This window comes from Sulfitobacter sp. GN1-4, from assembly GCF_055693825.1.
The window spans coordinates 1,979,751-2,004,741 of the sequence record NZ_JBVFUQ010000003.1; the positions used below are offsets into that span (position 1 = coordinate 1,979,751).

Genomic DNA, 24,991 nt, shown 5'->3' on the forward strand with positions numbered 1-24,991 from the left:
ATCTGTCAACTGTTCGCGACACGCGTTTACCATGCTTGACGCTATTCAGCAACAAGATCGACGCGATATAGTGTCACGCTGCTAAGCCGCCGACACAAAATCCCCCGTGTCATTAGGCCCCATTCACCTCATATTAACTGAGGAAAGCCAGGCGGTAGAAAGCAATAAGGGGTGGGGCATGATTGGTTTGGTACTTTGGAGCGATTCAGAGGAAAAAAAGGCAGTATTCTGGTGCGAAGATCATGGTGATCTTGCGTATTATGATGGTGCGGAAGAACAGCTGTGCGAGGAAGCCACCTTGGCTGCCGGTGACATGGTTGATTTTGAGGTCAGCGTGGATCAGTCGATCCGCCGGGCGCACAGCGCGCGGCTGCTGCGGTCAAAGGTGTGCCGCAGCATTCAGGACAGCCTGCTTACGGCCGCAAAGGGCAACGCCGTAAGGGGTAATAGTGTGCCGGCCGGCAGCGGCGGGGCCGCTGTGTTGAGCGACCCGGCACAGAGTGTGATAAGTCTTGCAAGCCGCCGCACACGGCTTGGCTAAGGAGGGTTAGTCGCCGCGTGAAAGCGCGGCGACGCCCGTCCGGGCCACTTCGACCAGGCCCAAGGGGCGCATCAAATCGGCGAATGCATCGATTTTTTCAGGCGCGCCGGTGATTTCAAAGACAAAGCTTTCCAACGTACTGTCGACCACGTTGGCGCGGAAGATGTCTGCCAAACGCAGCGCTTCTACCCGGTGCTCGCCTTTGCCTGCGACCTTGAACATGGCCAGCTCACGTTCAACGCTGGCCCCTTCGACGGTCAGGTCATGCACGTCATGCACAGATACGATACGGCCCAGTTGCGCCTTGATCTGTTCGATCACCTGCGGTGTGCCTGAGGTCACGATAGTGATGCGGCTGAGGTGGCCGGTATGATCAACTTCGGCCACGGTGAGGCTGTCGATGTTGTAGCCCCGTCCTGAGAAAAGCCCAATCACACGGGCCAGGACACCCGGTTCGTTTTCGACCAGAACCGCCAGGGTATGGCGTTCTTCTACATCAGAGAAATTCGGACGTAGGTTGTAGGCGGAGTGGGATGTTGCGCCCTTTTTGATTTTCAGTGCGGACATTTGGGTCACCTAGCGGGTTGTGTAAGTACGATGTGGCAGTTCAGCAGGCCGTCACGCTCAAGCGCGTCTTTCTGCGGTGTTTCAAGTTTCTGGATCCGTGGGCGCAGCAAGTCGCCACAGTGGTTGAGAGCCGAGGTTTTGATGCGGTCCTGGGCTTGCTTTCCACGCCAGCCCGCCCAACCAGCATATCGGCTGGCGGCAATGGCAACGCGGCGTCCCTCAACAGCATTGTCGCGCGCCCACGCCTCTGCAGCCTGTGCAGCGGTTTGCGACAGCCCTTCGATCACCTGGCCCAAACGCGGTTTCTTTGGCGCGAGTGTGGCATAGAGCCGGCAGTTCCGCCCCGTCTGATTGCACCGTTGCAGGCCAAGCACTTTGGCCGCCTCTAGTGAGTTGAGGTTGGAGCGCCAGGAATAGCCGCCATTCTGCGAGACATAGAATGCCCCATGGTAGCGCCCGTCGGTCACAAATTCGTCGAACGCTGTGGCCTGATTGGCCGTCAGGGTGCGCGGTTCTATGACCTGCACGGTGCTTTCCAAAGCCGCCGTTGGTTGCGCCCACGCAGATCCCGGCCCGAAGACCGCGATCAACGTGGCAGCAATCAAAGCGCGGTCAAACAAGGACAGACCCTTTCGCGTCAATCACGCCTTGAGTTTCAGCCTCGCCCAGCAGCATTTCATTATGCGCCTTGCCTGACGGGATCATCGGGAAGCAGTTTTCGTGCTTTTCCACCAGGCAGTCAAAGATGACCGGGCCGTCGTGGTTCAGCATCTCCATGATGGCGTCGTCCAGATCAGCGGGATCCTGGCACAGGATGCCCTTGGCACCAAAGGCATCGGCCAGTTTGACGAAATCGGGCAGGGCTTCGGACCAGGATTGCGAATAGCGCTCACCATGCAGCAATTCTTGCCACTGGCGGACCATGCCCAGACGTTCGTTGTTCAGGATAAACTGTTTCACCGGCAGGTTATACTGCACCGCGGTGCCCATCTCTTGCATGTTCATCAGCCAAGAGGCTTCGCCCGCGACGTTGATGACCAAGGCCTCAGGGTGGGCCAGTTGCACGCCGATGGAGGCCGGAAAGCCGTAGCCCATCGTGCCCAGACCGCCCGAAGTCATCCAGTGGTTGGGGTCTTCAAAGCCCATATATTGCGCCGCCCACATCTGGTGCTGGCCCACTTCGGTGCAGATAAAGCGGTCCTTTCGGTCCTTGGTCAGCGCCTCAAGGCGGGCAAGTGCGTGCTGGGGTTTGATGGTTTTGCCGGTTTGGTTGAACTTCAAACAATCCACAGCGCGCCATGCGTTGATCTGTTCCCACCACTTGGCCACAGCCTCAGCGTTGGTCTTGCGGCCCCGTGATTTCCAGATCTTCAGCAGGTCTTCCAGGACATGGCCCACGTCACCCATGATCGGGATGTCCACGCGCACCACCTTGTTGATGGAGGAAGGGTCAATGTCGATATGCGCTTTCTTTGACTTGGGGCTGAAGGCGTCGATGCGTCCGGTGATCCGGTCGTCAAAGCGTGCGCCGATGTTGATCATCAGATCACAGTCGTGCATCGCCATGTTCGCCTCATAAAGGCCGTGCATGCCCAGCATCCCAACCCATTTGTCGCCCGAGGCAGGATAGCTGCCCAGCCCCATGAGCGTGGAGGTGATCGGAAAGCCCGTGGCCTCCACCAATTCGCGCAACAGCTGGCTGGCACCGGGGCCAGAGTTGATCACGCCACCGCCGGTATAGAAAATCGGGCGCTTGGCCTTTTCGATGGCCGCCACCAATTCGGTGATCTCTTCCAGATCGCCTTTTACCTGCGGTTGGTAGTGTGACGTCGATGGCGTCTTTGGCTTGTAGTCGCCGGTTGCGAATTGGACGTCCTTAGGGATGTCCACCAGCACCGGACCCGGACGGCCGGAGGTTGCGACGTGGAACGCCTCATGGATGACACCTGCAAGCTTATCGGTCTCTTTCACCAGCCAGTTGTGTTTGGTGCAGGGGCGGGTGATGCCAACGGTGTCGGCTTCCTGAAAGGCGTCAGAGCCGATCATGAAGGTGGGCACCTGGCCGGTCAGCACGACCAGCGGGATGGAATCCATCAAGGCATCGGTCAGGCCGGTCACCGCATTGGTGGCACCTGGGCCAGAGGTTACCAGCACAACGCCGGGTTTACCTGTGGAACGGGCATAGCCTTCGGCGGCGTGCACAGCACCTTGTTCGTGGCGCACCAGGATGTGCTTGATGGAGTTCTGCTGAAACACCTCATCATAAATTGGTAGCACGGCACCACCAGGGTATCCGAATACGGTATCCACACCTTGGTCAATCAAGGCTTGGACGATCATTTTGGCTCCGGTCATCTGGCGTGTCATCGGTCTCTCCGTATGGGCCGTTTTTGTGTTGCGCATAAAAAAGCCCCCGAGGCTGTCGGGGGCGCATGGGTGGGATTATGGTCTACCGTCACCGGCCCATGCGCGTGTTTCCTACAATGACGACTAGTTCTGTCATGCCGTGAGGCTCCTTCGTACGTGGGGGCGACATTATGGGTGGGTGCAGGGGTCGTCAACAGCTAAAGTGGCGGATAATGTGTTGCTGGGGGCAAAAATTTTGAAATTTTATTGCGCGATCTGGCGAAAGCGCGACAGAAGTGGAATTTCAGCGGGCAATTTTGATGAAAACCGGCCCATCAGCCGGGCTTTCATGACGGGGCGCAAGGATGACTAAAGCCGCGCGCCCGTGCCCTGCAGCACGCCGTGCTCCAGCGCATAGCGTGTCAGGCCCGCGGTGCTGGAGATGCCCAGCTTGCGTTTGATGTTCTTGCGGTGCGTCTCAACCGTGCGCACAGAGATCTCCAGCGCGTTGGCCACTTCCTTGTTCGACTTGCCTGAGGCCAGTTGCAGCAGGATGGTTTGCTCTCTGTCTGTGAGCGCCTCGCGCGCGCCACTTTCCTTGGGCGCGATGGAGCCTTTGGCACCTGTGCACAAATACTGCTCCCCCTGCATCACCACGTCGATGGCCAGTTTGATCTCATCCGTCGGCACATCTTTGAGAAGATAGCCCATCGCCCCATGGCTGAGCGCAGAGGAGATGTATTCGGGATTGTCATGCATCGACAGGATCACGATGCGCGTGGCGGGGCGCTGTTCCAGCAACATCTCGGTGGCGGTCAGCCCGCCGATGTCTGGCATGTTCAGATCCATCAGCACCACATCTGGATCCAGCGCATCGAGCTGTTCAATCGCCTCGCGCCCGTTGGTCAAGGTGCCGGTGACGGCGATATCGTCATAGCTTTCCAGGATGGACTGAATGCCTTCTGCCACCATGGGATGGTCATCCACAATGACAACGCGGGTTTGTTTCAAAGGATCGTTCATTCGGCGGCCAGCTTTTGTGTGTTTTCAGGGTGCAGCATATGGCTGAGCGGGACGGTCGCTTCAATCGTTGTGCCGACGCCCTTGCGGGCCCGGATCGACAGGCTGCCGTCCAATTGCTCCATACGTTCCTGCATGTTGCGCAGCCCCAAACCGGTGGCGGTGGCCGAATGCCCCTCCCGCAGGCCGCGGCCATTGTCGCTGATGCGCAGGGTGGCCCCCGGCGGTGGCCCTTGATGTTGACGTTCACATGGGTGGCGGCGGCGTGACGTTCGATATTGGTCAGCGCTTCTTGTGCGATGCGGTAGAGGGCGATCTTGGCTTCGTCATCCAGACGGTTGCGAAAGACCACGGTTTCAAAATCACAGGTGATGCCGGTGCGGGTCTGAAATTCTTCGGTCAGTGTCTTGATGGCCGGGCCCAGGCCCAAGTCATCCAACACGCCGGGCCGCAGATCGCGGCTGATGCGGCGCACTTCGGTGATGGCTTGCCCAAGTGACGCGATGCCTTTGCCCAAGGGCTCAGCGGCGCGGGGATCGCCATTTTCAAGCCGTCGGCGTGTGCTGTCGAGCGCGTAGCGCACCCCCACCAGGATTTGGCTGATCCCATCGTGAAGTTCCCGCGCGACGCGGCCGCGTTCCTCTTCCTGGGCGTCGAACACGCGTTGCGTGAGCTTTTTCAGCTTTGCATCGGCCAGACGGCGTTCGCGCATGTTGATCAGCATGCCCGTGCCAAACACCAGCAAAAGCGCCAGCAGGGTGACGGCACCGATATACATGAACGTCCGCTGAATGGATTCCTCCACATCCGCACGGGCCGACGCCACTGAGGCCAGAATGTCGTCAATATAGACGCCAGTTCCCACAGCCCATCGCCAAGACGGGAAGGAGGTGACATAGGTGATCATCCGCGCCTCTTGCCCGGTTGAAGGTTTCGGCCAGAGGTAGCTGTGATATCCCGCGCCATCCCGCGCGATGCGGATCAACTCATCCACGATGGGTGTGCCCTGGCTGTCGGTTTGCCCTGACCAGTTTTGATTGATGCGTTCGGTCTGCCGGGGGCTGACCAATTGGTTGCCGTCATAGTCATAGACAAAGAACTGGCCTTCCTCGCCGTAGATCATCGCCGCCAAAATTTGCCCGACCCGTTCTTTCGCCTCATCATCATCCGGGGCTGCGTTGCCGTAGATGAAGTAAAAACCGTTGCGGGCCTGCGTGACGTAGTTGCGCAGTTCGGCCTTTTTGGCCTCAATCAACTGCTCTTCGAGCGTGGTAATTTCACGGTCCGCCAACGCCCGCGCCTCAAGCGCCACAAGAACGGCAATCGCGGCGACAGCAAGGATCAAAGGGACGGCCGCCAAAAGCGTGAGCTTCTGGCCGTAGTTGGGCATGAGGTGTCTTAACCATTGCGGCATGACAGATCTCGATACGACGAATCGCACATGAATCAAAGGGCGCTGCGGGATGTGGGCGCTAACATCCCGGATGCCGCAAATGATTCCTTTCGAAATTGTTAAGATAATCAACGCGCTGCACCAGATCTGCGGCTTCCTACGTAGTTGTAGGTATTTCTTCTTTCAAATCGCCCGCTAGTTTACGCCCACTTGCAACAACCCTGCGCCAACGCATGGTCGCGGGGCCTATACTCGGGAGGAGTACCCCTATGGATCGTCGTTCATTTCTGAAGACATCTGCTCTCGGCGGGACAGCCGCTGCAACAACTCTGGCCGCGCCAGCCTACGCTCAAGGCAAGCGGACCCTGACAATGGTCACATCCTGGCCGCGCGGTTTCGCCGTGCTGGACGATGCGGCCACGTTCCTTAACAACATGGTCAACGAAATGTCCGATGGCACGCTGACCATCGACAAGAAAGCGCCAGGCGAACTGGTTGGTGCCTTCGAAGTGTTTGACGCGGTATCTTCCGGTCAGGCCGACATGTACCACTCTGCCGATTACTATTTCATCGGTCAGCACCCAGCCTACGCGTACTACACAGCCGTGCCCTTTGGCGGCACAGCGCAGGAAGTGACCAACTGGTACCACCACGGCGGCGGCCACGAGCTGCACAACGAGCTGGGCCAGATCTTTAACCTGAAATCCTTCATCGCGGGTAACTCTGGTTCCCAGTCCGGTGGCTGGTTCCGTAAAGAGATCAACTCAGCCGCAGACTTTAACGGTCTGAAGTTCCGTATGCCTGGCCTTGGCGGCAAGGTTCTGGGTGAACTGGGCGCATCCGTTCAGAACATCCCAGGTGGTGAACTTTATCAGGCGCTGTCTTCCGGTGCTCTGGACGGTCTGGAGTGGGTTGGCCCATTTGCGGATGAGCGTGCGGGCTTCCAGGAAGTTGCCAAGATCTACTACACAGCGGGCTTCCACGAGCCAGGCTCTGCTCTGGCGGCGGCTGTGAACCTGGATGTGTTCAATGACCTGTCCCCAGCGCATCAGAAGATCATCGAATATTCCTGCATGGCGACAACACACACCCAGTTGGCACAGACCCTGTCCAACAACGGTGCGGCACTGGCACGTCTGCAGCAGCAGGGCGTGAAAACCATGCAGTTCTCCGATGACGTATGGGATGCCTTCGGTGCAGCCTCTGCCAAGGTGATGGACGAAAACATGGGCGACGACCTCTTCGCTCAGACACGCGAAAGCTTTGAAGCGTCACTGACTGCTTCTGCTGAGTGGCTGTCCAAGTCCGACGCCTTCTATGTGCAGCAGCGTGAGCGCGTCCGCGCCAGCCTGTAAGCATTTGAAAAAAATATGCATAAGGGCCGCAAATTCTGCGGCCCTTGATGCACATCAAAGACGGATGACACCATCCAGCTAGAAAGCACAAAGCGTAAAGATACGCGTGCGACCGGAGGGGACCACAATGGCAGACGATGTAGTATGTGCGGGATTTTTCCGTGCAGCTGAGGGTGCAAAGCTCAGCTGCCTCGATAAGTTCCAAGACAGCGGAATGCTGCAGTTCATTTCAGGCAACATCCTGGAGGCATTCTACAACTTCTTCGCGGCGCTCTTTCAGCCGATGTTGTGGCTGAACTGGTCAGATCCACAGGCGCTGATGCGCTTTATCTACTACGGCGGATCGGTTGAGTTCTTCTTTGTCTGCTTTGTTGGCCTGATCATCCTGACGGCTGTCGGCATGGCGCGGCGCAATGTGATGTGGGCTGTGGTGCGCGGGTTGGAGTGGTTTGGCAATGGCATGGGCCGGCTTTTCGCTTGGGCGGGTCTGATCATGGTGATCCAGCAGATCATCATCGTTTTCATGCAGCGGATCTTTACCCGGCCTGACATCTCCATCGGCTTTGGTATCCCGTTGCAATTCGACATCTCATGGTTTGCCGAAGAATTGAAGCTTTTCAACGCTTTGGTGGTCTGTCTGTGCGTCAGCTACACGTTCATTCAGGGCGGCCATGTGCGGGTTGATCTGTTCTACGCGGGTGTGAAGTTCCGCACCAAAAAGATCATCGATATGTTCGGCGCGCTCTTCTTCATGATCCCCTTTGCGGTGGTTACCTGGCTTTATGGTTGGTATTTCTTGTGGCGCCATCTGGTGACGCCAAACCCATCCGCCTCAGACAAGCTGGAGTTGCTGCTGCGCAAGGCGCGGGTGCTGAAGTGGAACGTGGAAACCATTGGCTTTTCGCCCAATGGGTTCAATGGATACTTCCTGTTCAAAGTGCTGCTGTGCCTGTTCTGCGTGCTCGTGATCCTGCAAGCGATTGCTGTGTTCTATCGCAGCTGGTGCGAGCTGAAAGAGGGCGAAGCGTCCGAAGGAAAATACCTCGACAAGGATACCCTTGGCGAAGGCGAAGAAGCCTATGAGGGGACACACTAATGTTGTTCGGTCTTGATGGGGTCGAGATTGGCCTGATTATCGTATTCATCTGCCTCTTCGGTGGCATTCTGTCGGGTTTCCCAGTGGCCTTTGCCATTGGCGGGGCGGGCATCATTTCTTTCGGGATCATCGCGGCCTTGGACAGTGCCGGTTTGTTGATCCACCAGGCGATTGATACCTCCTCTGACGCCTATCGCGCGCTGATCAATTCGGGCATTCGCGAAGACACGGTGTCTGTGTTCCGATACCCCGATCTGCCGCGCATCGGGGAGCCGGTGTTCCCATCGGGTTGGGAAGTGGCGCTGGACCGCAACGTGTCCTTCATCGTGAACCGCATGAATGAGCGGGTTCTGGCGGGCCAGTCGATTGAGACGCTGCTTGCCGTGCTGATGTTTGTTCTGATGGGCATCACGCTGGAACGCTCCAAGATCGCGAATGATCTGTTGACCACCATGGCGCGCGTCTTTGGCCCGCTGCCTGGCGGCCTGGCCGTATCCATCGTGGTTGTGGGCGCGTTTCTGGCGGCCTCCACCGGGATTGTGGGCGCGACTGTGGTGACCATGGGTTTGCTCGCGCTGCCTACGATGCTGCGCAACAATTATTCGCCTGAGATTGCCACCGGGGTCATCGCGGCCTCTGGCACCTTGGGGCAGATCATTCCGCCCTCAATCGTGATTGTTCTGTTGGGCACTTTGGCGGGCGATCTTTATTCCGCCGCACAAGAGAACCGCGCGCAGCTTGCGGGCTGTACCGACGCGCTGACACTGCTGGGGGAACCTGCGGTTGTCTCCGTCGGCACGCTGTTCCAAGCGGCCCTGTTGCCGGGCATCATGTTGGCGCTGCTTTATGCGCTTTACGCCTTTGGCTATGCGCTGGTGAACCCGGACAAGGCCCCCGCGGTTGAAATGGGATCCACCAACGCGGAACCTGTAACCCGGTCTGAGGCCTTCACCTGGTTCCTGGGCGCCCCTGTGCTGATTGTGGTTGGCACGATTTTCCTGGGTAACATGGGTGTCGTGGGCAGCCAGTCCACCACCGTCTCCAGCTTTTCTGACATCGGGCAGGCGGCCAGCCTGCGGACCAATGTGGGCGACGAATGTAAAGCGTCCATGATTGAACTGCACGGCCAAGACGCCTGGGACCGCGCCATTGAAGAGCAGAAGGTGATTGATGACGCCGGTGGTCTGGCCCAGTCCGAAAAGCTAAGCGATGAAGCCTTTGCCGAAAAGCAGGCCGAAAAGATTGCCTCTGCTGCACCCATCGGGACGGGTGTTGCGATCTTGCTGGTGCTGCTGTCCTTGTTCCTGACCACGGCGCGCGGCATTTCGCCGTCAACAAACCCGCAGCCGCTGATCATCGGGGGCATCGGCGTGGTCCTGGCGGTCTTGGTCGATATCCTGCTGATCGGCCCGACCACCTCGTCCTTGGGCACGGTTGCGCTGTTGGCGATCCCCTTTGCCCTGGCGCTTTATGGGGTGACCCATGCCACCAAAGTCTGCGCCAGCAATGAGCTGATCCGCGTGGTCTTCCCGCCACTGATGCTGATTGTTGCGGTGTTGGGCTCCATTCTGGGCGGCATCACCAACCCGACACCGGCCGCGGCCCTTGGTGCGGGTGGCGCGATCATGCTGGCGGCTTACCGCAAGCTGAAAGACCAAGATCGCAGCCCCAAGGTGATCATCTGGTCCACGCTGGCCATTATCGTCTGTATCCTGGTGGGCGTGAACTTTGACCTGCGCATCAACCAAGAAGAGGTCAGTGCAGAAAGCTGGTTCGCCTTTACCGTTGGCTATGCCGCCTATCTCTACGCGGTCTTTGGCCTCTTGTTCTCTTGCTGGGTGCTTTATACCTCCGGCGTGTTGACGCCAGTGGTGCGCGAGACGGCCAAGGTGACGTCGATGGTCTTTACCATCCTCATCGGTTCGCAGATGCTGAACCTTGTGGTGATCAGCTTTGGCGGTGAACACTACATCCAGCAGTTCCTGAAATCTTTCGACAATGAGTTGACGGTCTTCCTGATCGTGATGCTGGTGCTCTTTATCCTGGGCTTCGTTCTCGACTTCCTGGAGATCATCTACATCGTGGTGCCGATTGTGGGCCCGGTGATCTATGGCGGGTCGTTTGACCCCAAATGGGTGACCATCATGATCGCGGTGAACCTGCAGACCTCGTTCCTGACGCCGCCCTTTGGCTTTGCGCTGTTCTATTTGCGCGGGGTGGCCCCGTCGAGCGTGACGACACAGCACATCTACCGGGGTATCATTCCGTTCGTGTTGATCCAGGTGTTGGGGCTGGCCATTCTGTGGTTCTTCCCGGGGATTGTGACGATTGTGCCGGATCTGATCCCAAACTGATCTGAGCGACAAAAGAGACAGGAAGGCCGCCCGGTGAGGCGGCCTTTTTCGTTTGGGGGATGCGGCGGTTTTGGTGCGCAGTGAATGCGCACCCTACGCGTGGTTACGTGCGGCTGCGGGCCACGTCGGGCAGGGCGATGTTGGCCACTTGCTCAGCGATGGGATCATTGCTGAGAGGGTGTTGTTCCGGCTCAAAGCTTTCTGGATCTTTCAGCTTTTGCCATTTGCCGCCCAGATAAACCTCCAGCCCAGAGAACTTGGCCTTATAACCCATCTTCTGGCTGCCAGGCACCCAATAGCCCAGGTACACATAAGGCAGGCCCGCCTGACGGGCGATGTCGATGTGATCGAGGATCATGTAATTGCCCAGCCCATCCCGGGGACGGTCGGGTGCATAAAACGAATAGACCATGCTGACCCCATCGCTCAGCACATCCGTGAGGCAGACGCCCACAAGCTCACGGGTCTGTTCATCTGAATATTCAATCACGCGGCTGCGGATCGGGGTTTCTTCGATCATGGCGGCGAATTCGAACACATCCATGTCCGCCATCCCGCCATCTGCATGGCGCGAGTCGAGGTAGCTGCGGAAAAGTTCGTATTGCTCTTCGGTGGCCCAGGGCGATGTCGCCCGGCGTTCCACGCCCTTGTTGCGGTTCAGGATGCGTCTTTGGCTGCGGCTGGGTTTGAAGGCGCTCACGTCAATCCGTGCCGACAGACAGGATGCGCATTCCGCGCAGGACGGTCGGTAAAGCACGTTTTGAGATCGGCGAAACCCCTGTGCAGACAGACTATCGTTCAGCTGTGCTGCATTCTCACCCTGCAAGGCGGTGAACAACTTCCGCTCCAACCGCCCCTCAAGATAGGGGCAGGGCTGTGGGGCAGTTACATAGAACTGCGGGGTAAGCGGAAGTGAGTGGCGCATGTCATCCCTGGCTGGCTTAGCGAAAGACTAGCGCTCTGAGCGGGGTGCGCCAAGGGATGTTTTAAGAAAATCGTAATGATCTGGCGTTGTGCCGCCGGTGCTGCCCTCTACCAGCGGCGGTTCATGGCTGAGGTGCCAAGGACCATATCCGTCAGGCCCTGACCCCGCACAGAGGAGGCCATGAGCACCACTGAGATCACCTGCAAGATCGGCATACCAAAGGATATGGAATATCCCAGCGTGTGCAAAAAGGCGGTGCCGCCGTCCAAAGGTTGGTCATCGCCGCGCCGGATCTCCATCGCCATCAAGCGCATGCCCCAGGTGGCCGAGCCTGCCGCCAGCGTTGCCCAGCGATAGACAAACCCGACGACCAGCACGAGGAGGGGAAAGAAGAAAATCCCGCTAAAGGCCGTGAAGGGCACGATGATCACACAGAGTAGCAAAATCGCGACCATATCAACGACCCACGCCAAAAGGCGCTTTGTCGCGATGCCTTGATAGAACTGGGGTTGGGCGGCGGGATCAGGTGTCATGTCGGGAGGTGCTCAAATTCTCAAAGTCTAGGTGGGTGGTTGGAAGGAAAGTGGTCGCCCCCGACCAAGAGGCCGGGGGCGGACGGTTATGCTTCGGCGTCAGCGTCGTTGCGCTTGGCACGTTCGTCCATGAACTGGTCGAACTCCGCTTTGTCTTTGGCGTCGCGCAGACGCTCAAGGAAGGCTTCAAAGTTGTTCTGCTCTTCTTCCAGGCGGCGCAGTGTATCGGCCTTATAGGCATCAAAGGCGCTGTTGCCGGTGGACCGTGTGGTCATCATGCTGCGGGTACTGCGGTGGGCGCAGGATTTGCCTGTAAACATACGTTTGCTCCAAATCATATAAGCCAGAATGGCCAGGCCGACGGGCCAGAGGAAGATAAATCCCACAACCATTGCCGCAATCCAGGCACCTTTGCCTTTCTCATCCAGCCAGTTTTCGGCACGGACGAACCAGTTGGGGCGGGGGGAGTACACTTGCTCAGAAGTCAGTGTGGACATGTAAGTCGAGCCTTTCTGCAATGTAGGCCTGACGTCGGCCTCTCTGTTCCAAAAGGTCTTATGTGAATGCCTTTTACATTATTCAAAATGGGGATTGTCCGGCGGGTTGCAAGATAAAATGTGAAAGGTTTTTACATTTATTTTGTTTTCTGAATGAAATCAGATGGTTCCGCGCCAGAAATCTGCAGCATATCGGCCGGTTTCATCCCAAAAACATGATGCGGCGTGCCCGCAGCAGCCCATATTTCATCGAATTGCAGCAGGGTTTTGTCAAACCAGACCCGACACGGCGTGACATGCCCGACAGGAGAAACACCGCCAATCGCAAACCCGGTTTGTGCCCGGATAAGAGCGGCATCGGCCTTGCCCAAGTCTTCGCCCGCCAGCGCCGCGGCTTGGGCCAGATCCACCTGTTGGCCGCCTGCGGTGACAAAAAGCACCGCTTCACCGCTTTCCAACCCGCGCAGAACAATGGATTTTGCGATCTGGTCCACGGCCACACCCAAGGCATTTGCCGCATCCTCGGCTGTGCGGGCAAGGGTGGTTTCGCGGATCTCGCAGGGCAGATCAGCGGCTTCCAGCACGGCGCGGACACGTTTAAGGCTCTTGCTCATGACCGGACACTGGCGCAAAGCTGCGGCCATGACAACCAGCCTTGCCTCTCTCCTTCAACGCAGCCCACGGGTCTTTGATGAAACCCGCGCGCAGGATGCCGAAACCCTATTGGCAAGCGCGCCACCTGAGGTGCGCGAGGTTGTCGCCGGGGCCGCATCTGCCGCGCCTTATCTGATGTCGCTTTTGGAAAAAGAGGTGGGCTGGTTTCTGGACGCGCTTGCCGATCCTGCAGCCGCGGTGGAGCGTATCATTGCCGATACCCATGTCGCGGCAGGGCCAGATCTGCGGACGGTCTTGCGACAATCAAAGCGCCGCGTTGCCCTGATGACCGCCATGGCTGATCTGGGCGGGGCCTGGCCGCTGATGCAGGTCACAGGCGCGCTGACCCGTTTTGCCGATGCGGCCTGTGGGGCGGCACTGCGGGCCGGGCTTTCGCCGCTCTTGGCGCGTGGCAAGGTGCCGGGCATGACGGTGGATGACCTGCCCCAGGCGGCAGGGATGACGGTTTTGGCCATGGGCAAGATGGGCGCCTATGAGCTTAACTATTCCTCTGACATCGACCTGATTTGCCTTTTTGATGAAACCCGGTTTGACCCCGATGACTATTTTGAGGCGCGTACCGCCTTTGTCAAAGCCACCCGCAGCATGAGCAGTTTGCTGAGCGATTTGACCGGCGAAGGCTATGTGTTTCGCACCGATCTGCGGTTGCGTCCCGATCCCGCCGTGACCCCGGTTTGCATCGCAATGGAAACAGCAGAGCGGTATTACGAAAGCCTGGGCCGCACATGGGAACGTGCGGCCTATATCAAGGCGCGGCCCTGTGCGGGCGATCTGGACGCAGGGGCCCGGTTCATCAAAACCTTGCGGCCCTTTGTTTGGCGCAAACATCTGGATTTTGCGGCGATCCAGGATGCCCATGACATGCGTCTGGCCATCCGTGAACACAAAGGCCTGGGCGGCCCGATCACCTTGCCGGGGCACAACATGAAGCTGGGGCGCGGCGGCATCCGTGAGATTGAGTTTTTCACACAGACCCGCCAGCTGATTGCAGGTGGGCGGGATCCGGCACTGCGGGTCAGGGGCACCTGCGAGGGGTTGGAGGTTTTGGCGGCCAAAGACTGGGTGCCAGCGGCCTCGGCAGAAACTTTGACCGACCACTATGTGGCCCACCGCACCGTTGAGCACCGTTTGCAGATGGTCCGAGATGCCCAAACCCATGGCTTGCCGCAATCGGCTGAGGGCTTTGGTCGCCTGGCCGCGATGATGGACCAGGACGTGGCGACCTTGGAGACTGAGTTGCACAACCGCCTGTCTGAGGTGCATGAGATCACCGAAGGTTTCTTTGCCGCACCAACGCAAGCGGGCAAGCCGCAGGAGGTGCCGCAACCTTTTGATGCCAAGGTGATTGAGCGGTGGCACAGCTATCCCGCGCTTAGATCGCAGCGGGGGGCGGAGGTCTTTGAACGGCTCAAACCTGAGCTTTTGGCGCGTTTGGCGCAGGCGGCAAAACCAGAAGAAGCGCTTTTGGCCTTTGACGGGTTTCTGGCAGGGTTGCCTGCAGGCGTGCAGCTCTTTTCGCTGCTCAGTGCGAACCCGCAACTTGCCGATCTGCTGATTGATATCGTCAGCACCTCACCCGCGCTGGCCGCGCATCTGTCGCGCAATGCGGGCGTTTTTGATGCGGTGATCGGCGGCGATTTCTTCTCTGACTGGCCGGGGGCTGAGGCGCTCCGGGCGGCTTTGGCCGCGCAATTGGCAGCTGAGCCAAATTATGAGGCACAGCTTGATGGCACCCGTTGCTGGGCGCGGGAGTGGCACTTTCGCGTGGGCGTACACCTGCTGCGCGGCCTCAGCGACGCGGAGGTGGCAGGCCGGCAATATGCCGATCTGGCCCGCGCGGTTCTGGGGGCGCTTTGGCCTGTGGTGATTGACCAGTTTGCCACGCGCCATGGGCCACCGCCGGGGCGCGGTGCGGTGTTGTTGGGCATGGGCTCACTTGGGGCGGGGCGGCTGACGGCGACCTCTGATCTGGATCTGTTGGTGATTTATGATCCCCAAGATGCAGATAGCTCCGATGGCCCCCGGCCTTTGGCCACGCGGGCCTATTATGCGCGCCTGACCCAAGCGATGATCACGGCGATGACAGCCCCGATGGCGCAGGGGAAGCTCTATGAAATCGACATGCGCTTGCGGCCTTCAGGCAACCAGGGGCCCGTGGCCACGAGCCTTGCCAGCTTTGACAGCTATCAACGAACCGAGGCCTGGGTGTGGGAACATCTGGCACTGACGCGTGCGCAAGTTGTTGCCGGCCCGCGCGCCTTGTCGGATGAAGTAACAGCGCTTGTGACAGAGGTGCTGGCCCTGCCAAGTGATCCCGCCCAGGTGATGCGGGATGTCACCGACATGCGCGGCCGCATCGCGGCGGCCAAGGCACCAAGTGGGATATGGGACGCCAAAACGGGGCCCGGGCGGTTGCAGGATATTGAGCTTTTGGCCCAGGCCGGGGCACTGATTGCGGGCCGGTCTGCGCATCACATCCCAGATGGCCTGGCCGCAGCAGAAGATATGCAGGTGTTGCGCGCCGCTGACGTCGCAGTTTTGTCCCAAGCCTATGACGCCTGCTGGACGTTGCAATGCGCCTCACGCTTGCTGTCCGCACAGCCGCTGCAGACCGACGCCTTGGGGCAGGTGGGTGGGCAGTTCATCGCGCGGATGCTCGGAACCGACACCTTGGAGGCTGCGAAGACGGAAATGGACTTGATTTACCAACGCGCAAACGCTGCGATAGAGGCTGCGGTATCCAAGGAGGGGTCAGCATGATTAAGGGCAGTCCAGAAGACCCCAAAGGTCTGATATTCGAAAGCTATCGTATTGACGGAATCAGCAAAGCGGAATGTAGATCCATCTTTCTTGATTGGGCGCTGAGCCTGCCGATTGAGCAAGAAACCGGTGCCACGATCAGAGCGCTCTTGGAAAGCTATCAGGCAAGCCACCCCTCTCATCCGATGACCGAGGTGCTGAACGAAGGTTTGGTGTCCATGGCCGCCCCCCGACGCCGGGGCGGATGGCGGTCGCGGGCGCGCAACTGACCGGGTCTTTGGGGCCACATCTCTTTGCAATCGCATTTTCTGGGCGCGTTGTCTTAAAGCTGCCGTATTTACGCGGCAGCGGTAGCGCACGAGCAAAGTTAAGGGCCGGTAAAACAGAGCCCGAAGAGAGGTAGAATGACCCCATTGAAAATGATCGGGGCGCTGTTGCTGGCGGCAAGCGTGTCGGCCTGTGGCAGCACCCATGGCACACGCAACGCCGGTGCCCCGTTTGAGGTTTTGCCCGAAGATCTTCCCGCTGGGACGGTTGAACGGGCCAGCATCGCAAACCTGCCTGAGGCACCCATCCGCGCCGTCCCTGATGCCGCGCTCAGCGTGTCTGATGTGCGGGTTACGGTGCCGCGGTCGCTCTCGGTCTCTGAGGCCAACAGCTATTACCCGCGCGCAGACATCGTCTGGCGCGGCGATCTGATCGGGGACCGTCATGCTCAGATTGAGACCTTGATGCAAAACGCCTTCACCACAGGCACAGCCGGAATGGCCGGGCCGACGCCAGTGATTGTCGATGTGAAGGTCGTGCGCTTCCATTCACTGACAGAAAAAGCGCGCTACACGATCGGCGGCGTACACAACATGGTCTTTGATCTGACCGTCCGCAAAGCCTCCGACGGAGAGCCGCTAGCACCGACTTGGCGAGTTAAGGCCGATCTGCCCGCATTGGGCGGCAAAGCGGCGATGGCGGCAGACGGGCGCGGGGAAACCCAGAAGGTCCGCGTGACCGCCTATTTGCAGCAGGTCATCCGCGAAGAACTGGCACGCTTTATCAGCGGCTAAGCGGGCAGGGGCCAATCGGCGCTTTTCCCAGCCGCGTGAAACGACTACAGGAGGCGGCATGACTGCGCCTCTTGCCTCCCCCGCTGAACGCCCCACCGTGCGATTGATGCCCAAAGCCAATGCGCGGGCCATCCGCCATGGGGCCCCCTGGGTCTATGCCAATGAACTGGTCACCGACCGCCGCACCAAGAAATTGGCCCCCGGCACGCTGGCCGAGCTGCAAGACGCTGATCGCAGGCCTCTGGGGCTGGTGGCGGTCAACCCGACCTCCAAGATCATTGCGCGGATGCTGGATGCAGACCCCAAAGCGCAAGTGGACCAAGATTGGTTTGAGACGCGTATCGCGCGGGCACAGGTGCTGCGCGCACAGATCTATGACGCGCCCTATTACCGGTTGATCCATGCCGAAGCCGATGGCCTGCCTGGCGTGGTGATTGACCGCTTTGGCGACACCAGCGTGATCCAGCCCAATGCGGCTTGGGCAGACGCACTGCTTGAGCCGCTCTGTGCGGCACTGATTGCGGTGACAGGCGTGGGGTGCGTTTTGAAAAACGCCAGTGGCCGCACGCGGGCGCTGGAAGGGTTGGATGATGCCGCGGCCGTGTTGGCAGGCGCGGGTCCTGATGGCCCTGTGCCGGTGCCGATGAACGGGGCCACCTATATGGCGGACCTCACAGGCGGGCAGAAGACCGGCCTTTTTTATGATCAACGTCCCAATCACGCCTTCGCCGCCCAGTTTGCCAAAGGCGCGCGGGTGCTGGATGTTTTTAGCCACGTCGGCGGCTTTTCCTTGGCTGCGCTTGCAGGGGGGCGGATAGCGCTCTGGCAGTGGATGGCTCTGCCCCGGCGCTGACGCTGGCACAAGAGGGGGCGGCGGCCATGAAAATGGACGCGCGTTTTGCCATCCGTCAGGGCGATGCCTTTGAAGTGTTGGCCCAGTTGCAAGAAGAGGGCGCGCAGTTTGATCTGGTGATCTGTGATCCCCCGGCCTTTGCGCCATCCAAATCAGCGCTTGAAGCCGGGTTGCGCGCCTATGAACGTATTGCCCGTCTTGCCGCACCCCTGGTTGCCGAAAACGGCATACTGGGGCTGTGCTCCTGTTCCCATGCTGCTGATATCTCTGGGTTCCGGGGGCTTCTGTACGGGGCATCGGGCGTGCGGGGCGGCGCGGGATATTGCTGCACACGGGCTTTGCCGGGCCGGATCATCCGCAGCTGCCGCAATTGGCCGAAAGCGGATATCTAAAGTCGCTGTTCTTTCGGTTGTGAGCGGGCCGCGCATTCTCATTGACGCCTGCGTGCTCTATCCCACCGTGATGCGTGAGATGGTGCTGGGTGCTGCGGATGCGGGCCTGTTTGAGCCTTTGTGGTCTGAGCGGATCTTGGAGGAATGGGCGCGCGCGGCCATCAAGCTGGGGCCAGAGGGTGAGGCGCAGGCGCGCGCGGAGATCGCGCTGTTGCGCGCGCACTGGCCTGGGGCGGAGCGCCCTGCGGCCCCTCAGGTTGCCGCACGGCTGTGGTTGCCGGATGAAAACGATATTCACGTGCTGGCCGTGGCCGTTGATGCCAGCGCTGACATGGTGATGACGTTGAACGCAAAGGATTTTCCACGCGGCACCTTGGCAGAAGAGGGCCTTGGCCGCGTGGATCCTGACAGCTATCTGATGACACTTTGGCACGAGGCACCTGAGCGGATTGAACCCGTGGCCGAGCGGATCTTGGCCCAAGCCCGCGCGCTGTCGAACCATCCATGGGAGATGCGCCCCTTGCTGAAAAAAGCGCGCTTGCCCCGTCTTGCCAAAGCGCTCTCTGCGTAGGGCCGAACGGGCCAGCTGCGTCGCCGCGCGCCCTTCAGTGTTGAGGTGACCGGCGGGTCAGATCTCTGACTGCCAGCGCTTTTGCAGCTTTTGCAACGCTTTAATGCGCTCATCCGTTTTGGGGTGGCTTAACAGCCAAGCGGGGGCCGCACCTGCGTTGGATTGCGTTAATGCATCGAGCTTTTTGAACAACGATATCTGGGGGGCAACCCCGATCCCCGCTTTGGTCAAAAGCGCTGCGGCATAGGCGTCAGCCTCATATTCATCGCCGCGCGACAGGCGGGCGGCCAAAAGCGTGGTCAGCATGTTGGCAATCCACACGCCGATGAACGGGATGAACCGGCCCAGCACCATCGCCAGCGCGGTGCGCAGGGCGTTCTGTCCTGAAAAGTCGATCATGCGGCGGCGGGAATGGCCCAGGGCCACATGGCCCAACTCATGCGCGATTACGCTGGCCAGCTCTTCGGCGCTGACATCACCCACACGGAATTTGTTGTAAAACCCACGGGTGATAAAGATCCGGCCATCGGGTGCGGCAAGGCCATTGACCGGGTCAATCTCATAGATGTTGACCTTGATGCGCGGCAGATCAAGCGCTTTTGCCAAGCGGTCGTTGATCTCTTTCAGGGCGGGATCGACCAGTTCAGTGGATCGCGCGTCCAGCTCCTTGGCGGTGCGCCAGGCTGAAAAACGGTACATGACCAGGCCGTAGACAACGACCAACAGGATGGGAAGCACTCGGATCATTGCTCTAATATGGGGGTGCGGCGCGGGGAGGCAAGCGCCTGAAGACCTACCACTCAGGGCGACCATTCAACCGGCATCTGCGTGGGGCCCCGGAAGGCCCAGCCTTGAAAAGGCACCTCACCCGCAAGTGTAAGGTTCGGCAGGGCCTCAAACAGCATCGGCAGCGCAATCTCGGTGATCACACATCGCGCGGCAGCGGCACCTGCGCAAAAATGTGGACCGGCACCAAAGGGGATGGCGGCGCGGGTGTCGCGGGTGATGTCGAACAAATCCGGTGCTTCGAAATAGGCTTCATCGCGGCCCGCAGACGAGAACATCAGAAAAACGCGGTCGCCTGGGGCAAACGCTATGCCGTTGACCGTATCCGCCTGTGCCACAACGCGCGGTGACATGCCAATGGGACTGATCCAGCGGACGTATTCGGCAAAGGCATCCTGCCAGCTGCGCGCTCCAGAGCGGATCATGGCCAATTGCGAAGGATGCCGCAGCAGCGCCCAGGCGCAGCCCGCAATGGCATCGCGCGGTTCATTCTGTCCGCCTGAAATGATCAGCTTGATGTTCGCGCGGATGCTGTCCATCGGCAGGCCTGCGGCCAGTTGTACCGCAAGCGCGCTTTGTGCGGGCGGATCGGCGATCATCTGGTCGATATGGCTGTCGATCAATGCGGTCGCCCGGTGACAGCGTGCCGCCACCTCAGCATCACCAAGGTAGTTGGCGCAGCCGTCGATCATATGCTGGCTGACCTGGTCCATCTCTGCCGGAGCCATCCCGTGCAGTCCGGTGATCGCGATCAGGGCTGCGGCGGACACGGGCATGGCGTAGTCCGTGACCAAATCGCAGCGGCCTTTTGGTTTGAGGTCGGCCAATATCGCCTCAGCCGCCGCTTGGAACTGCGGCTTCCAGTGGTTGGCCACTGTCTTGGGGCTAAGGGCAGGGAAAACGGCGCGGCGCTCTTTCAGATGCGCGTCACCATCTTTGCGCATCATGTTTTCGCCCATCAACTGCGTCATCAGCCCCTCGGGCTGATACGAAGAAAAGACCTCAATCCGTTTCTCTTCGCGGTGGATGTCATCGCGTCGGGTCAGCAGGGTTGCGCCCAACTCAGGCACATAGGTGATCGGCGCGTCGCACCGCATCTGCGCAAGGCTGGGGTAGGGGTCAGCCGCAAAGGCGGCAGGGTCGATCGAGGTGATGGGTGCTGTGGACATGGCCTTAGCCTAAGCGGAGAGGGCGCGAAAACCAACCACGGGCCGCGTGTTGAGGCTGCGAAACCGTCTAGCGCGACAGTTCCTTGATCCCGCGCGACAGCCCCTCAAGCGTCATGGGCACCATGGCGTTTGGACCAAAGATCTGTTGGATCATGGTGATGGACTGGGTGTAGGACCAGTATTTCTCAGGCACCGGGTTGATCCAAAGATTGCTTTGCCACTGATCGCGCGCGCGCGACAGCCATACAGAGCCGGCCTCAGCATTCCAATGCTCATTGGCACCGCCGGGATAGGCGATTTCATAGGGCGACATGGAGGCATCGCCTACAAAAATACATTTATAATCAGGGCCATAGGTGCGCAGCACCTCATGGGTGGGGATTTGCGCGTCCCACCGGCGACGGTTGTCTTTCCACACGCCTTCGTAAAGGCAATTGTGGAAATAGTAATGCTCCAAGTGCTTGAACTCTGCCGTCGCGGCCGAAAACAGCTCTTCGACCACTTTCACATGCGGGTCCATTGAGCCGCCAATGTCGAGAAACAACAGCACTTTCACCGCGTTGCGCCGCTCCGGCCGGGTCTTGACGTCCAGATAGCCGTTTTCAGCGGTGGCGCGGATGGTGCCGTTAAGATCCAGCTCATCATCTGCGCCGTCCCGCGCCCAGCGGCGCAGGCGTTTAAGAGCAACCTTAATGTTGCGGGTGCCCAGTTCAACAGTGTCGTCTAAGTTCTTGAATTCGCGCTTATCCCAGACTTTTACCGCACGCTGGTTGCGGGATTCTTTCTGGCCAATGCGCACGCCCTCAGGGTTATAGCCGTAGGCCCCAAAAGGAGAGGTGCCCGCCGTGCCAATCCACTTGCTGCCGCCCTGGTGGCGCTTCTCTTGCTCCTCTAGGCGCTTTTTCAGCGTCTCCATCAGCTTGTCAAAGCCGCCCATGGCTTCGATCTCGGCCTTTTCTTCGTCTGAAAGATGCTTTTCCGCCATCTTCTCAAGCCAGTCTTGGGGGATGTCGACCGCTTCAAGAACTTCTTCGAAGCTTATGTTTTCTAACCCTTTAAAGGCTGCGGCAAAGGCCTGGTCGAACTTGTCGATGTTGCGTTCATCTTTAACCATGGCCACGCGCGCCAGATAATAGAACGCCTCAACATCATAGGTGGCAATGCCTGCAGACATCCCATCAAGAAAGGCCAGAAATTCCCGCATGGAAACGGGAACCTTATGGGCGCGCAGTTGATCAAAGAAGGGCAGGAACATCTTAGCTTGTCCCTGAGACGAACCAGCGGTCGATCAGCACGGTCAGCACGAAGCCAGCAAGCGCAAAAGCGATGCCAAAGCTTGTGGCGTATTGTGCGATGTCCTTACGGTTGCCGCCCCGTTTATGGGCGGTTCTGCCCCCGATCAAAGCGCCGAGGATGCCCAAAACGGTATAGATCATGAGGTGCCGCTCCGCGAATTATCCTTTGAGCGGGTTCAGCGATGCAATCTCGCGCAGCTTGGCCCGCACAGCCCAGTCTGGGCCAAAGCCGTACCGCGCCCAGCCGATGCTGTCCAGTCCGACGCTACGCGCTTCGGCGTGGCGGTTTTCCAGCTCAAGCGCTTCGGAGCGCAACAAAAGCAAGGTGGACAGCAGCGCTGCGTTTTCGTGCCGGCGCGACGGGTCGATATGTGGGGCGATCAGCCGCAGGGCCTCGGTGCCTTGGCCGCGGCTGATGGCGTAGGCCGACAGCTGTGTGGCGACATAGGCGCGGTGCAGGGCGGTGCCCGGTGTGCGGGCGTAGTATTTATCTGCCGCCAGATAATGGCGGTGCGCGCCCTGTGGATCGGTGGCTTGCAGCACCCGGCCCATGGCGTAATGGGCAAATGCGCGGCGGTGGTCCTGCCAGCCCATCGCGGTGGCGATGCGGATGGCCTCTTGTGCGCCCATAATGCGGCCCTTGGCCGAAATGGAACGTCCAAGCGCGGTCTGAATGGCTTTGCTCCAGGCGCGTGGGGTACGGGTGGCAAAGCGGCCAGGCTTGCCGTGACCGCGCGGATTGGTCCGGGCCAGAATGGACGGCAGGGTGGCGGCCACCTGACCGCGCGACATGCCAGAGCGCAATGCGGGATCATAATAGGTGCGCAGAATCAGCATATCGAAGCCTGTGAGCACCGTGTGCACGTTGTCGTCGTTAAAGACGGAATCTGGCAGGCGGTAAAGATCGTTGAGCGGGCCCAAAGCCTGCGCCAGTTCTTCGTGCAAACAATCGCGCACCTCTTGCGGGCTGGCATCATTGGGCAGGAAGATCGCAAGCTTTTCGCGCTTTTGCAAAAGCGTCCAGTTGGTCTGTGCAGTGCGCCGCGCCTTGCGGTATTCTTTCAGCGAGGTCACGTTGGGGGCGACGAAACAGGCGGCATGGGGCAGAACCTTGCGGATGTCTGCACGGCTGACCGCTTCGATGGTGATGTTTGCCGAAGGGGCGGTGGTCTGGCTGATGTCGATCCGCGCCTCTGTGCGCAAGCGGTTGATCAACCGGGCCAGATCTGGGCCAAGCGTTGCGGTGGGGCGGCCTGTGACGCGCACTGTGATCGGGGTTTCAAACCGGGTCAGAACCGGCAGGCGGGTGCCGCTTTCCATCTGGAACGACAGCTCAATAAAATCGATGGCCAAATCATTGTTGGACCGGATCGGGGCCGAGGGGGCCGCGACCTCAAAGCTTTTCATAGGGGGCAGGGCGCTGCGTACTTCTGTGAAATCGGCACGGGTGGCTACGTCATGTTGTGAGGCTGGAACGCATGCGTTCAACAGCATCACCAGCGGCAGCACAATACGACCCCGCATCAGAAAGCACCTGCCAAGGCATTGGAATGCTTGGGGAATAGACGTTCTTCGTTCACGCCATTTTCGTGCACAGAACGTGCGAAACGGAAAATTGTCACTGCCTGCCTGCCCTTTTTGAGCGTTGGATTTCAGGTCTTATCGCCTTCCATCCCGACCTTAGTAGGGAGCAATTAAGGCAAATTTGGGGCAAGTAAGGCAGTTTGTGGCAGAAAGCACCGCTACACGCTCAGAGTGTGGTTTTCGGTGTGTTAAGTCACTGAAAATAAACTATTTCCAGTTCTGGTTGAGGCGGTTATGGCGGGGCTGCCATAACCTTTTCTTAACCAAATGGGCGCAATTGCGTGCCTCAATTGGGCAGCTGCAATTCGGCCTATCTTTGGCCGCGGGCCATGAACGCCAGACGTTCAAAAAGATGCACGTCCTGTTCGTTCTTGAGCAAGGCACCATGCAGTTTGGGCAGGGCGCTGGCGCCATCCTTTTTCAAATCGTCCGCGTCCATATCCTCAGCCAGCAACAGCTTCAGCCAGTCCAGCACCTCGGAGGTGGAGGGTTTTTTCTTCAAGCCTTGCTGTTCGCGGATTTCATAGAACTGCGTCAGCGCCGTTGTCAGCAGCTTTTCCTTGATCCCGGGGTGGTGCACCTCAACGATCTGTTTGAGCGTCTCCATCTCAGGAAAGCGGATGTAGTGAAAGAAACAGCGGCGCAAAAACGCGTCGGGCAGTTCTTTTTCGTTGTTCGAGGTGATGATCACAATGGGGCGCTGGCGCGCTTTGATCGTCTCGCCGGTCTCATAGACAAAGAACTCCATCTTATCGAGCTCTTGCAGCAGGTCATTGGGGAATTCGATGTCGGCTTTGTCGATCTCATCAATCAACAGCACCACCTTTTCATCCGCCTCAAACGCTTCCCACAATTTGCCTTTGCGGATGTAGTTTTTGACGTCATGCACGCGCTCTTCGCCCAACTGGCTGTCACGCAAACGGCTGACCGCATCGTATTCGTAAAGGCCCTGTTGGGCGCGGGTGGTGGATTTGATGTTCCACTCAATCATCTTCAGGCCAAGCGCTGATGACACCTGTTTGGCAAGTTCGGTTTTGCCGGTGCCAGGCTCGCCCTTGACCAGCAAGGGACGTTCAAGCGTCACAGCGGCGTTCACGGCAATGGTCAGGTCGTCTGTGGCGACATAATCAGCGGTGCCTTGGAATTTCATGTTCTATTTCAACCTTGTGTCAAAGGGCCTTCAGCGGCATGCGTTCCCCCGCCTTTAACCAAAAATCA

The 24,991-nt window shown here is 59.1% G+C and carries 22 protein-coding genes and 2 pseudogenes; 9 read left to right on the forward strand and 15 right to left on the reverse strand.

From position 1 onward, the window contains the following. The first annotated feature begins 178 nt into the window (after positions 1-178). Positions 179-541 (forward strand): hypothetical protein, encoded by a 363-nt coding sequence (locus ACZ1HM_RS10305; protein ID WP_472742693.1) that lies wholly within the window; start codon positions 179-181, stop codon positions 539-541. A gap of 6 nt (positions 542-547) precedes the next feature. Here the strand turns inward: ACZ1HM_RS10305 and ilvN are convergent, their stop codons facing one another. The 5 genes and pseudogenes from ilvN to ACZ1HM_RS10330 all read right to left on the reverse strand — a co-directional run bounded on the left by ilvN (position 548) and on the right by ACZ1HM_RS10330 (position 5,888). Beyond that, entirely contained in the window at positions 548-1,108 is a 561-nt protein-coding gene (gene ilvN / locus ACZ1HM_RS10310) for an acetolactate synthase small subunit (RefSeq protein ID WP_472742694.1), read from the reverse strand. Between the two features lie 5 nt (positions 1,109-1,113). After that, positions 1,114-1,728 carry a hypothetical protein gene (locus ACZ1HM_RS10315; protein ID WP_472742695.1) on the reverse strand — a complete coding sequence of 205 codons (615 nt, stop codon included), beginning with the start codon at positions 1,726-1,728 and terminating at the stop codon, positions 1,114-1,116. Next, positions 1,721-3,475: an acetolactate synthase 3 large subunit gene (locus ACZ1HM_RS10320; RefSeq protein WP_472742696.1), complete on the reverse strand. Its 1,755-nt coding sequence runs from the start codon at positions 3,473-3,475 to the stop codon at positions 1,721-1,723. The genes ACZ1HM_RS10315 and ACZ1HM_RS10320 overlap by 8 nt, the downstream gene beginning before the upstream one ends. Before the next feature lie 348 nt (positions 3,476-3,823). Further along, the gene (locus tag ACZ1HM_RS10325; protein WP_472742697.1) at positions 3,824-4,477 is read right to left on the reverse strand and encodes a response regulator transcription factor; all 654 of its coding nucleotides are present in this window, start codon (positions 4,475-4,477) and stop codon (positions 3,824-3,826) included. Continuing rightward, a pseudogene (locus ACZ1HM_RS10330) lies at positions 4,474-5,888 on the reverse strand (cache domain-containing protein). Before ACZ1HM_RS10330 ends, ACZ1HM_RS10325 begins: the two are co-directional and overlap by 4 nt. Before the next feature lie 248 nt (positions 5,889-6,136). Between ACZ1HM_RS10330 and ACZ1HM_RS10335 the strand changes: the two are divergent. The 3 genes from ACZ1HM_RS10335 to ACZ1HM_RS10345 all read left to right on the forward strand — a co-directional run bounded on the left by ACZ1HM_RS10335 (position 6,137) and on the right by ACZ1HM_RS10345 (position 10,672). Then, the gene (locus ACZ1HM_RS10335; RefSeq protein WP_472742698.1) at positions 6,137-7,222 is read left to right on the forward strand and encodes a TRAP transporter substrate-binding protein; all 1,086 of its coding nucleotides are present in this window, start codon (positions 6,137-6,139) and stop codon (positions 7,220-7,222) included. Between the two features lie 127 nt (positions 7,223-7,349). Next, a complete protein-coding gene (locus ACZ1HM_RS10340; RefSeq protein ID WP_472742699.1) occupies positions 7,350-8,318 on the forward strand; it encodes a TRAP transporter small permease subunit in 969 nt (322 codons plus the stop codon). Next, positions 8,318-10,672, forward strand: coding sequence for a TRAP transporter large permease (locus ACZ1HM_RS10345; protein ID WP_472742700.1), 2,355 nt, complete (start codon positions 8,318-8,320; stop codon positions 10,670-10,672). Before ACZ1HM_RS10340 ends, ACZ1HM_RS10345 begins: the two co-directional genes overlap by 1 nt. 103 nt (positions 10,673-10,775) lie before the next feature. Here the strand turns inward: ACZ1HM_RS10345 and ACZ1HM_RS10350 are convergent, their stop codons facing one another. The 4 genes from ACZ1HM_RS10350 to ACZ1HM_RS10365 form a co-directional block, all read right to left on the reverse strand. Then, complete coding sequence (locus ACZ1HM_RS10350; protein WP_472742701.1) at positions 10,776-11,597, reverse strand: arginyltransferase; 822 nt, start codon at positions 11,595-11,597, stop codon at positions 10,776-10,778. Positions 11,598-11,704: 107 nt separating this feature from the next. After that, positions 11,705-12,130, reverse strand: a complete 426-nt coding sequence (locus ACZ1HM_RS10355; protein ID WP_472742702.1) for an RDD family protein — start codon at positions 12,128-12,130, stop codon at positions 11,705-11,707. Positions 12,131-12,216: 86 nt separating this feature from the next. Continuing rightward, the gene (locus tag ACZ1HM_RS10360) at positions 12,217-12,627 is read right to left on the reverse strand and encodes a DUF2852 domain-containing protein (protein WP_472742703.1); all 411 of its coding nucleotides are present in this window, start codon (positions 12,625-12,627) and stop codon (positions 12,217-12,219) included. A gap of 137 nt (positions 12,628-12,764) precedes the next feature. Then, entirely contained in the window at positions 12,765-13,241 is a 477-nt protein-coding gene (locus tag ACZ1HM_RS10365; protein WP_472742704.1) for a YbaK/EbsC family protein, read from the reverse strand. On the opposite strand from ACZ1HM_RS10365, the gene ACZ1HM_RS10370 reads away from it, so the two are divergent. From ACZ1HM_RS10370 to ACZ1HM_RS10390, 5 genes and pseudogenes are all read left to right on the forward strand, one after another. Continuing rightward, positions 13,240-16,062, forward strand: a complete 2,823-nt coding sequence (locus tag ACZ1HM_RS10370) for a [protein-PII] uridylyltransferase family protein (RefSeq protein WP_472742705.1) — start codon at positions 13,240-13,242, stop codon at positions 16,060-16,062. The two genes, ACZ1HM_RS10365 and ACZ1HM_RS10370, sit on opposite strands and share 2 nt — an antisense overlap. Further along, positions 16,059-16,331, forward strand: a complete 273-nt coding sequence (locus tag ACZ1HM_RS10375; protein ID WP_472742706.1) for a hypothetical protein — start codon at positions 16,059-16,061, stop codon at positions 16,329-16,331. Before ACZ1HM_RS10370 ends, ACZ1HM_RS10375 begins: the two co-directional genes overlap by 4 nt. A gap of 135 nt (positions 16,332-16,466) precedes the next feature. After that, a complete protein-coding gene (locus ACZ1HM_RS10380; RefSeq protein WP_472742707.1) occupies positions 16,467-17,123 on the forward strand; it encodes a DUF6778 family protein in 657 nt (218 codons plus the stop codon). Between the two features lie 58 nt (positions 17,124-17,181). Continuing rightward, positions 17,182-18,391: pseudogene (locus tag ACZ1HM_RS10385) on the forward strand (RSP_2647 family RNA methyltransferase). Next, positions 18,388-18,939: an RSP_2648 family PIN domain-containing protein gene (locus tag ACZ1HM_RS10390; protein ID WP_472742708.1), complete on the forward strand. Its 552-nt coding sequence runs from the start codon at positions 18,388-18,390 to the stop codon at positions 18,937-18,939. Before ACZ1HM_RS10385 ends, ACZ1HM_RS10390 begins: the two are co-directional and overlap by 4 nt. Before the next feature lie 57 nt (positions 18,940-18,996). Here the strand turns inward: ACZ1HM_RS10390 and ACZ1HM_RS10395 are convergent, their stop codons facing one another. The 6 genes from ACZ1HM_RS10395 to ACZ1HM_RS10420 all read right to left on the reverse strand — a co-directional run bounded on the left by ACZ1HM_RS10395 (position 18,997) and on the right by ACZ1HM_RS10420 (position 24,923). Continuing rightward, the gene (locus tag ACZ1HM_RS10395; protein ID WP_472742709.1) at positions 18,997-19,686 is read right to left on the reverse strand and encodes a M48 family metalloprotease; all 690 of its coding nucleotides are present in this window, start codon (positions 19,684-19,686) and stop codon (positions 18,997-18,999) included. 53 nt (positions 19,687-19,739) lie between these two features. Then, positions 19,740-20,894, reverse strand: coding sequence for a cytochrome P450 (locus tag ACZ1HM_RS10400; RefSeq protein ID WP_472742710.1), 1,155 nt, complete (start codon positions 20,892-20,894; stop codon positions 19,740-19,742). A 67-nt stretch (positions 20,895-20,961) separates the two neighbouring features. After that, the gene (locus ACZ1HM_RS10405) at positions 20,962-22,149 is read right to left on the reverse strand and encodes a vWA domain-containing protein (protein ID WP_472742711.1); all 1,188 of its coding nucleotides are present in this window, start codon (positions 22,147-22,149) and stop codon (positions 20,962-20,964) included. A gap of 1 nt (position 22,150) precedes the next feature. After that, positions 22,151-22,330 (reverse strand): apolipoprotein acyltransferase, encoded by a 180-nt coding sequence (locus ACZ1HM_RS10410; protein ID WP_472742712.1) that lies wholly within the window; start codon positions 22,328-22,330, stop codon positions 22,151-22,153. A gap of 18 nt (positions 22,331-22,348) precedes the next feature. Beyond that, positions 22,349-23,713 carry a DUF2927 domain-containing protein gene (locus ACZ1HM_RS10415; RefSeq protein ID WP_472742713.1) on the reverse strand — a complete coding sequence of 455 codons (1,365 nt, stop codon included), beginning with the start codon at positions 23,711-23,713 and terminating at the stop codon, positions 22,349-22,351. Positions 23,714-24,083: 370 nt separating this feature from the next. Further along, positions 24,084-24,923 (reverse strand): AAA family ATPase, encoded by an 840-nt coding sequence (locus ACZ1HM_RS10420; protein ID WP_472742714.1) that lies wholly within the window; start codon positions 24,921-24,923, stop codon positions 24,084-24,086. Positions 24,924-24,991: the final 68 nt, after the last annotated feature.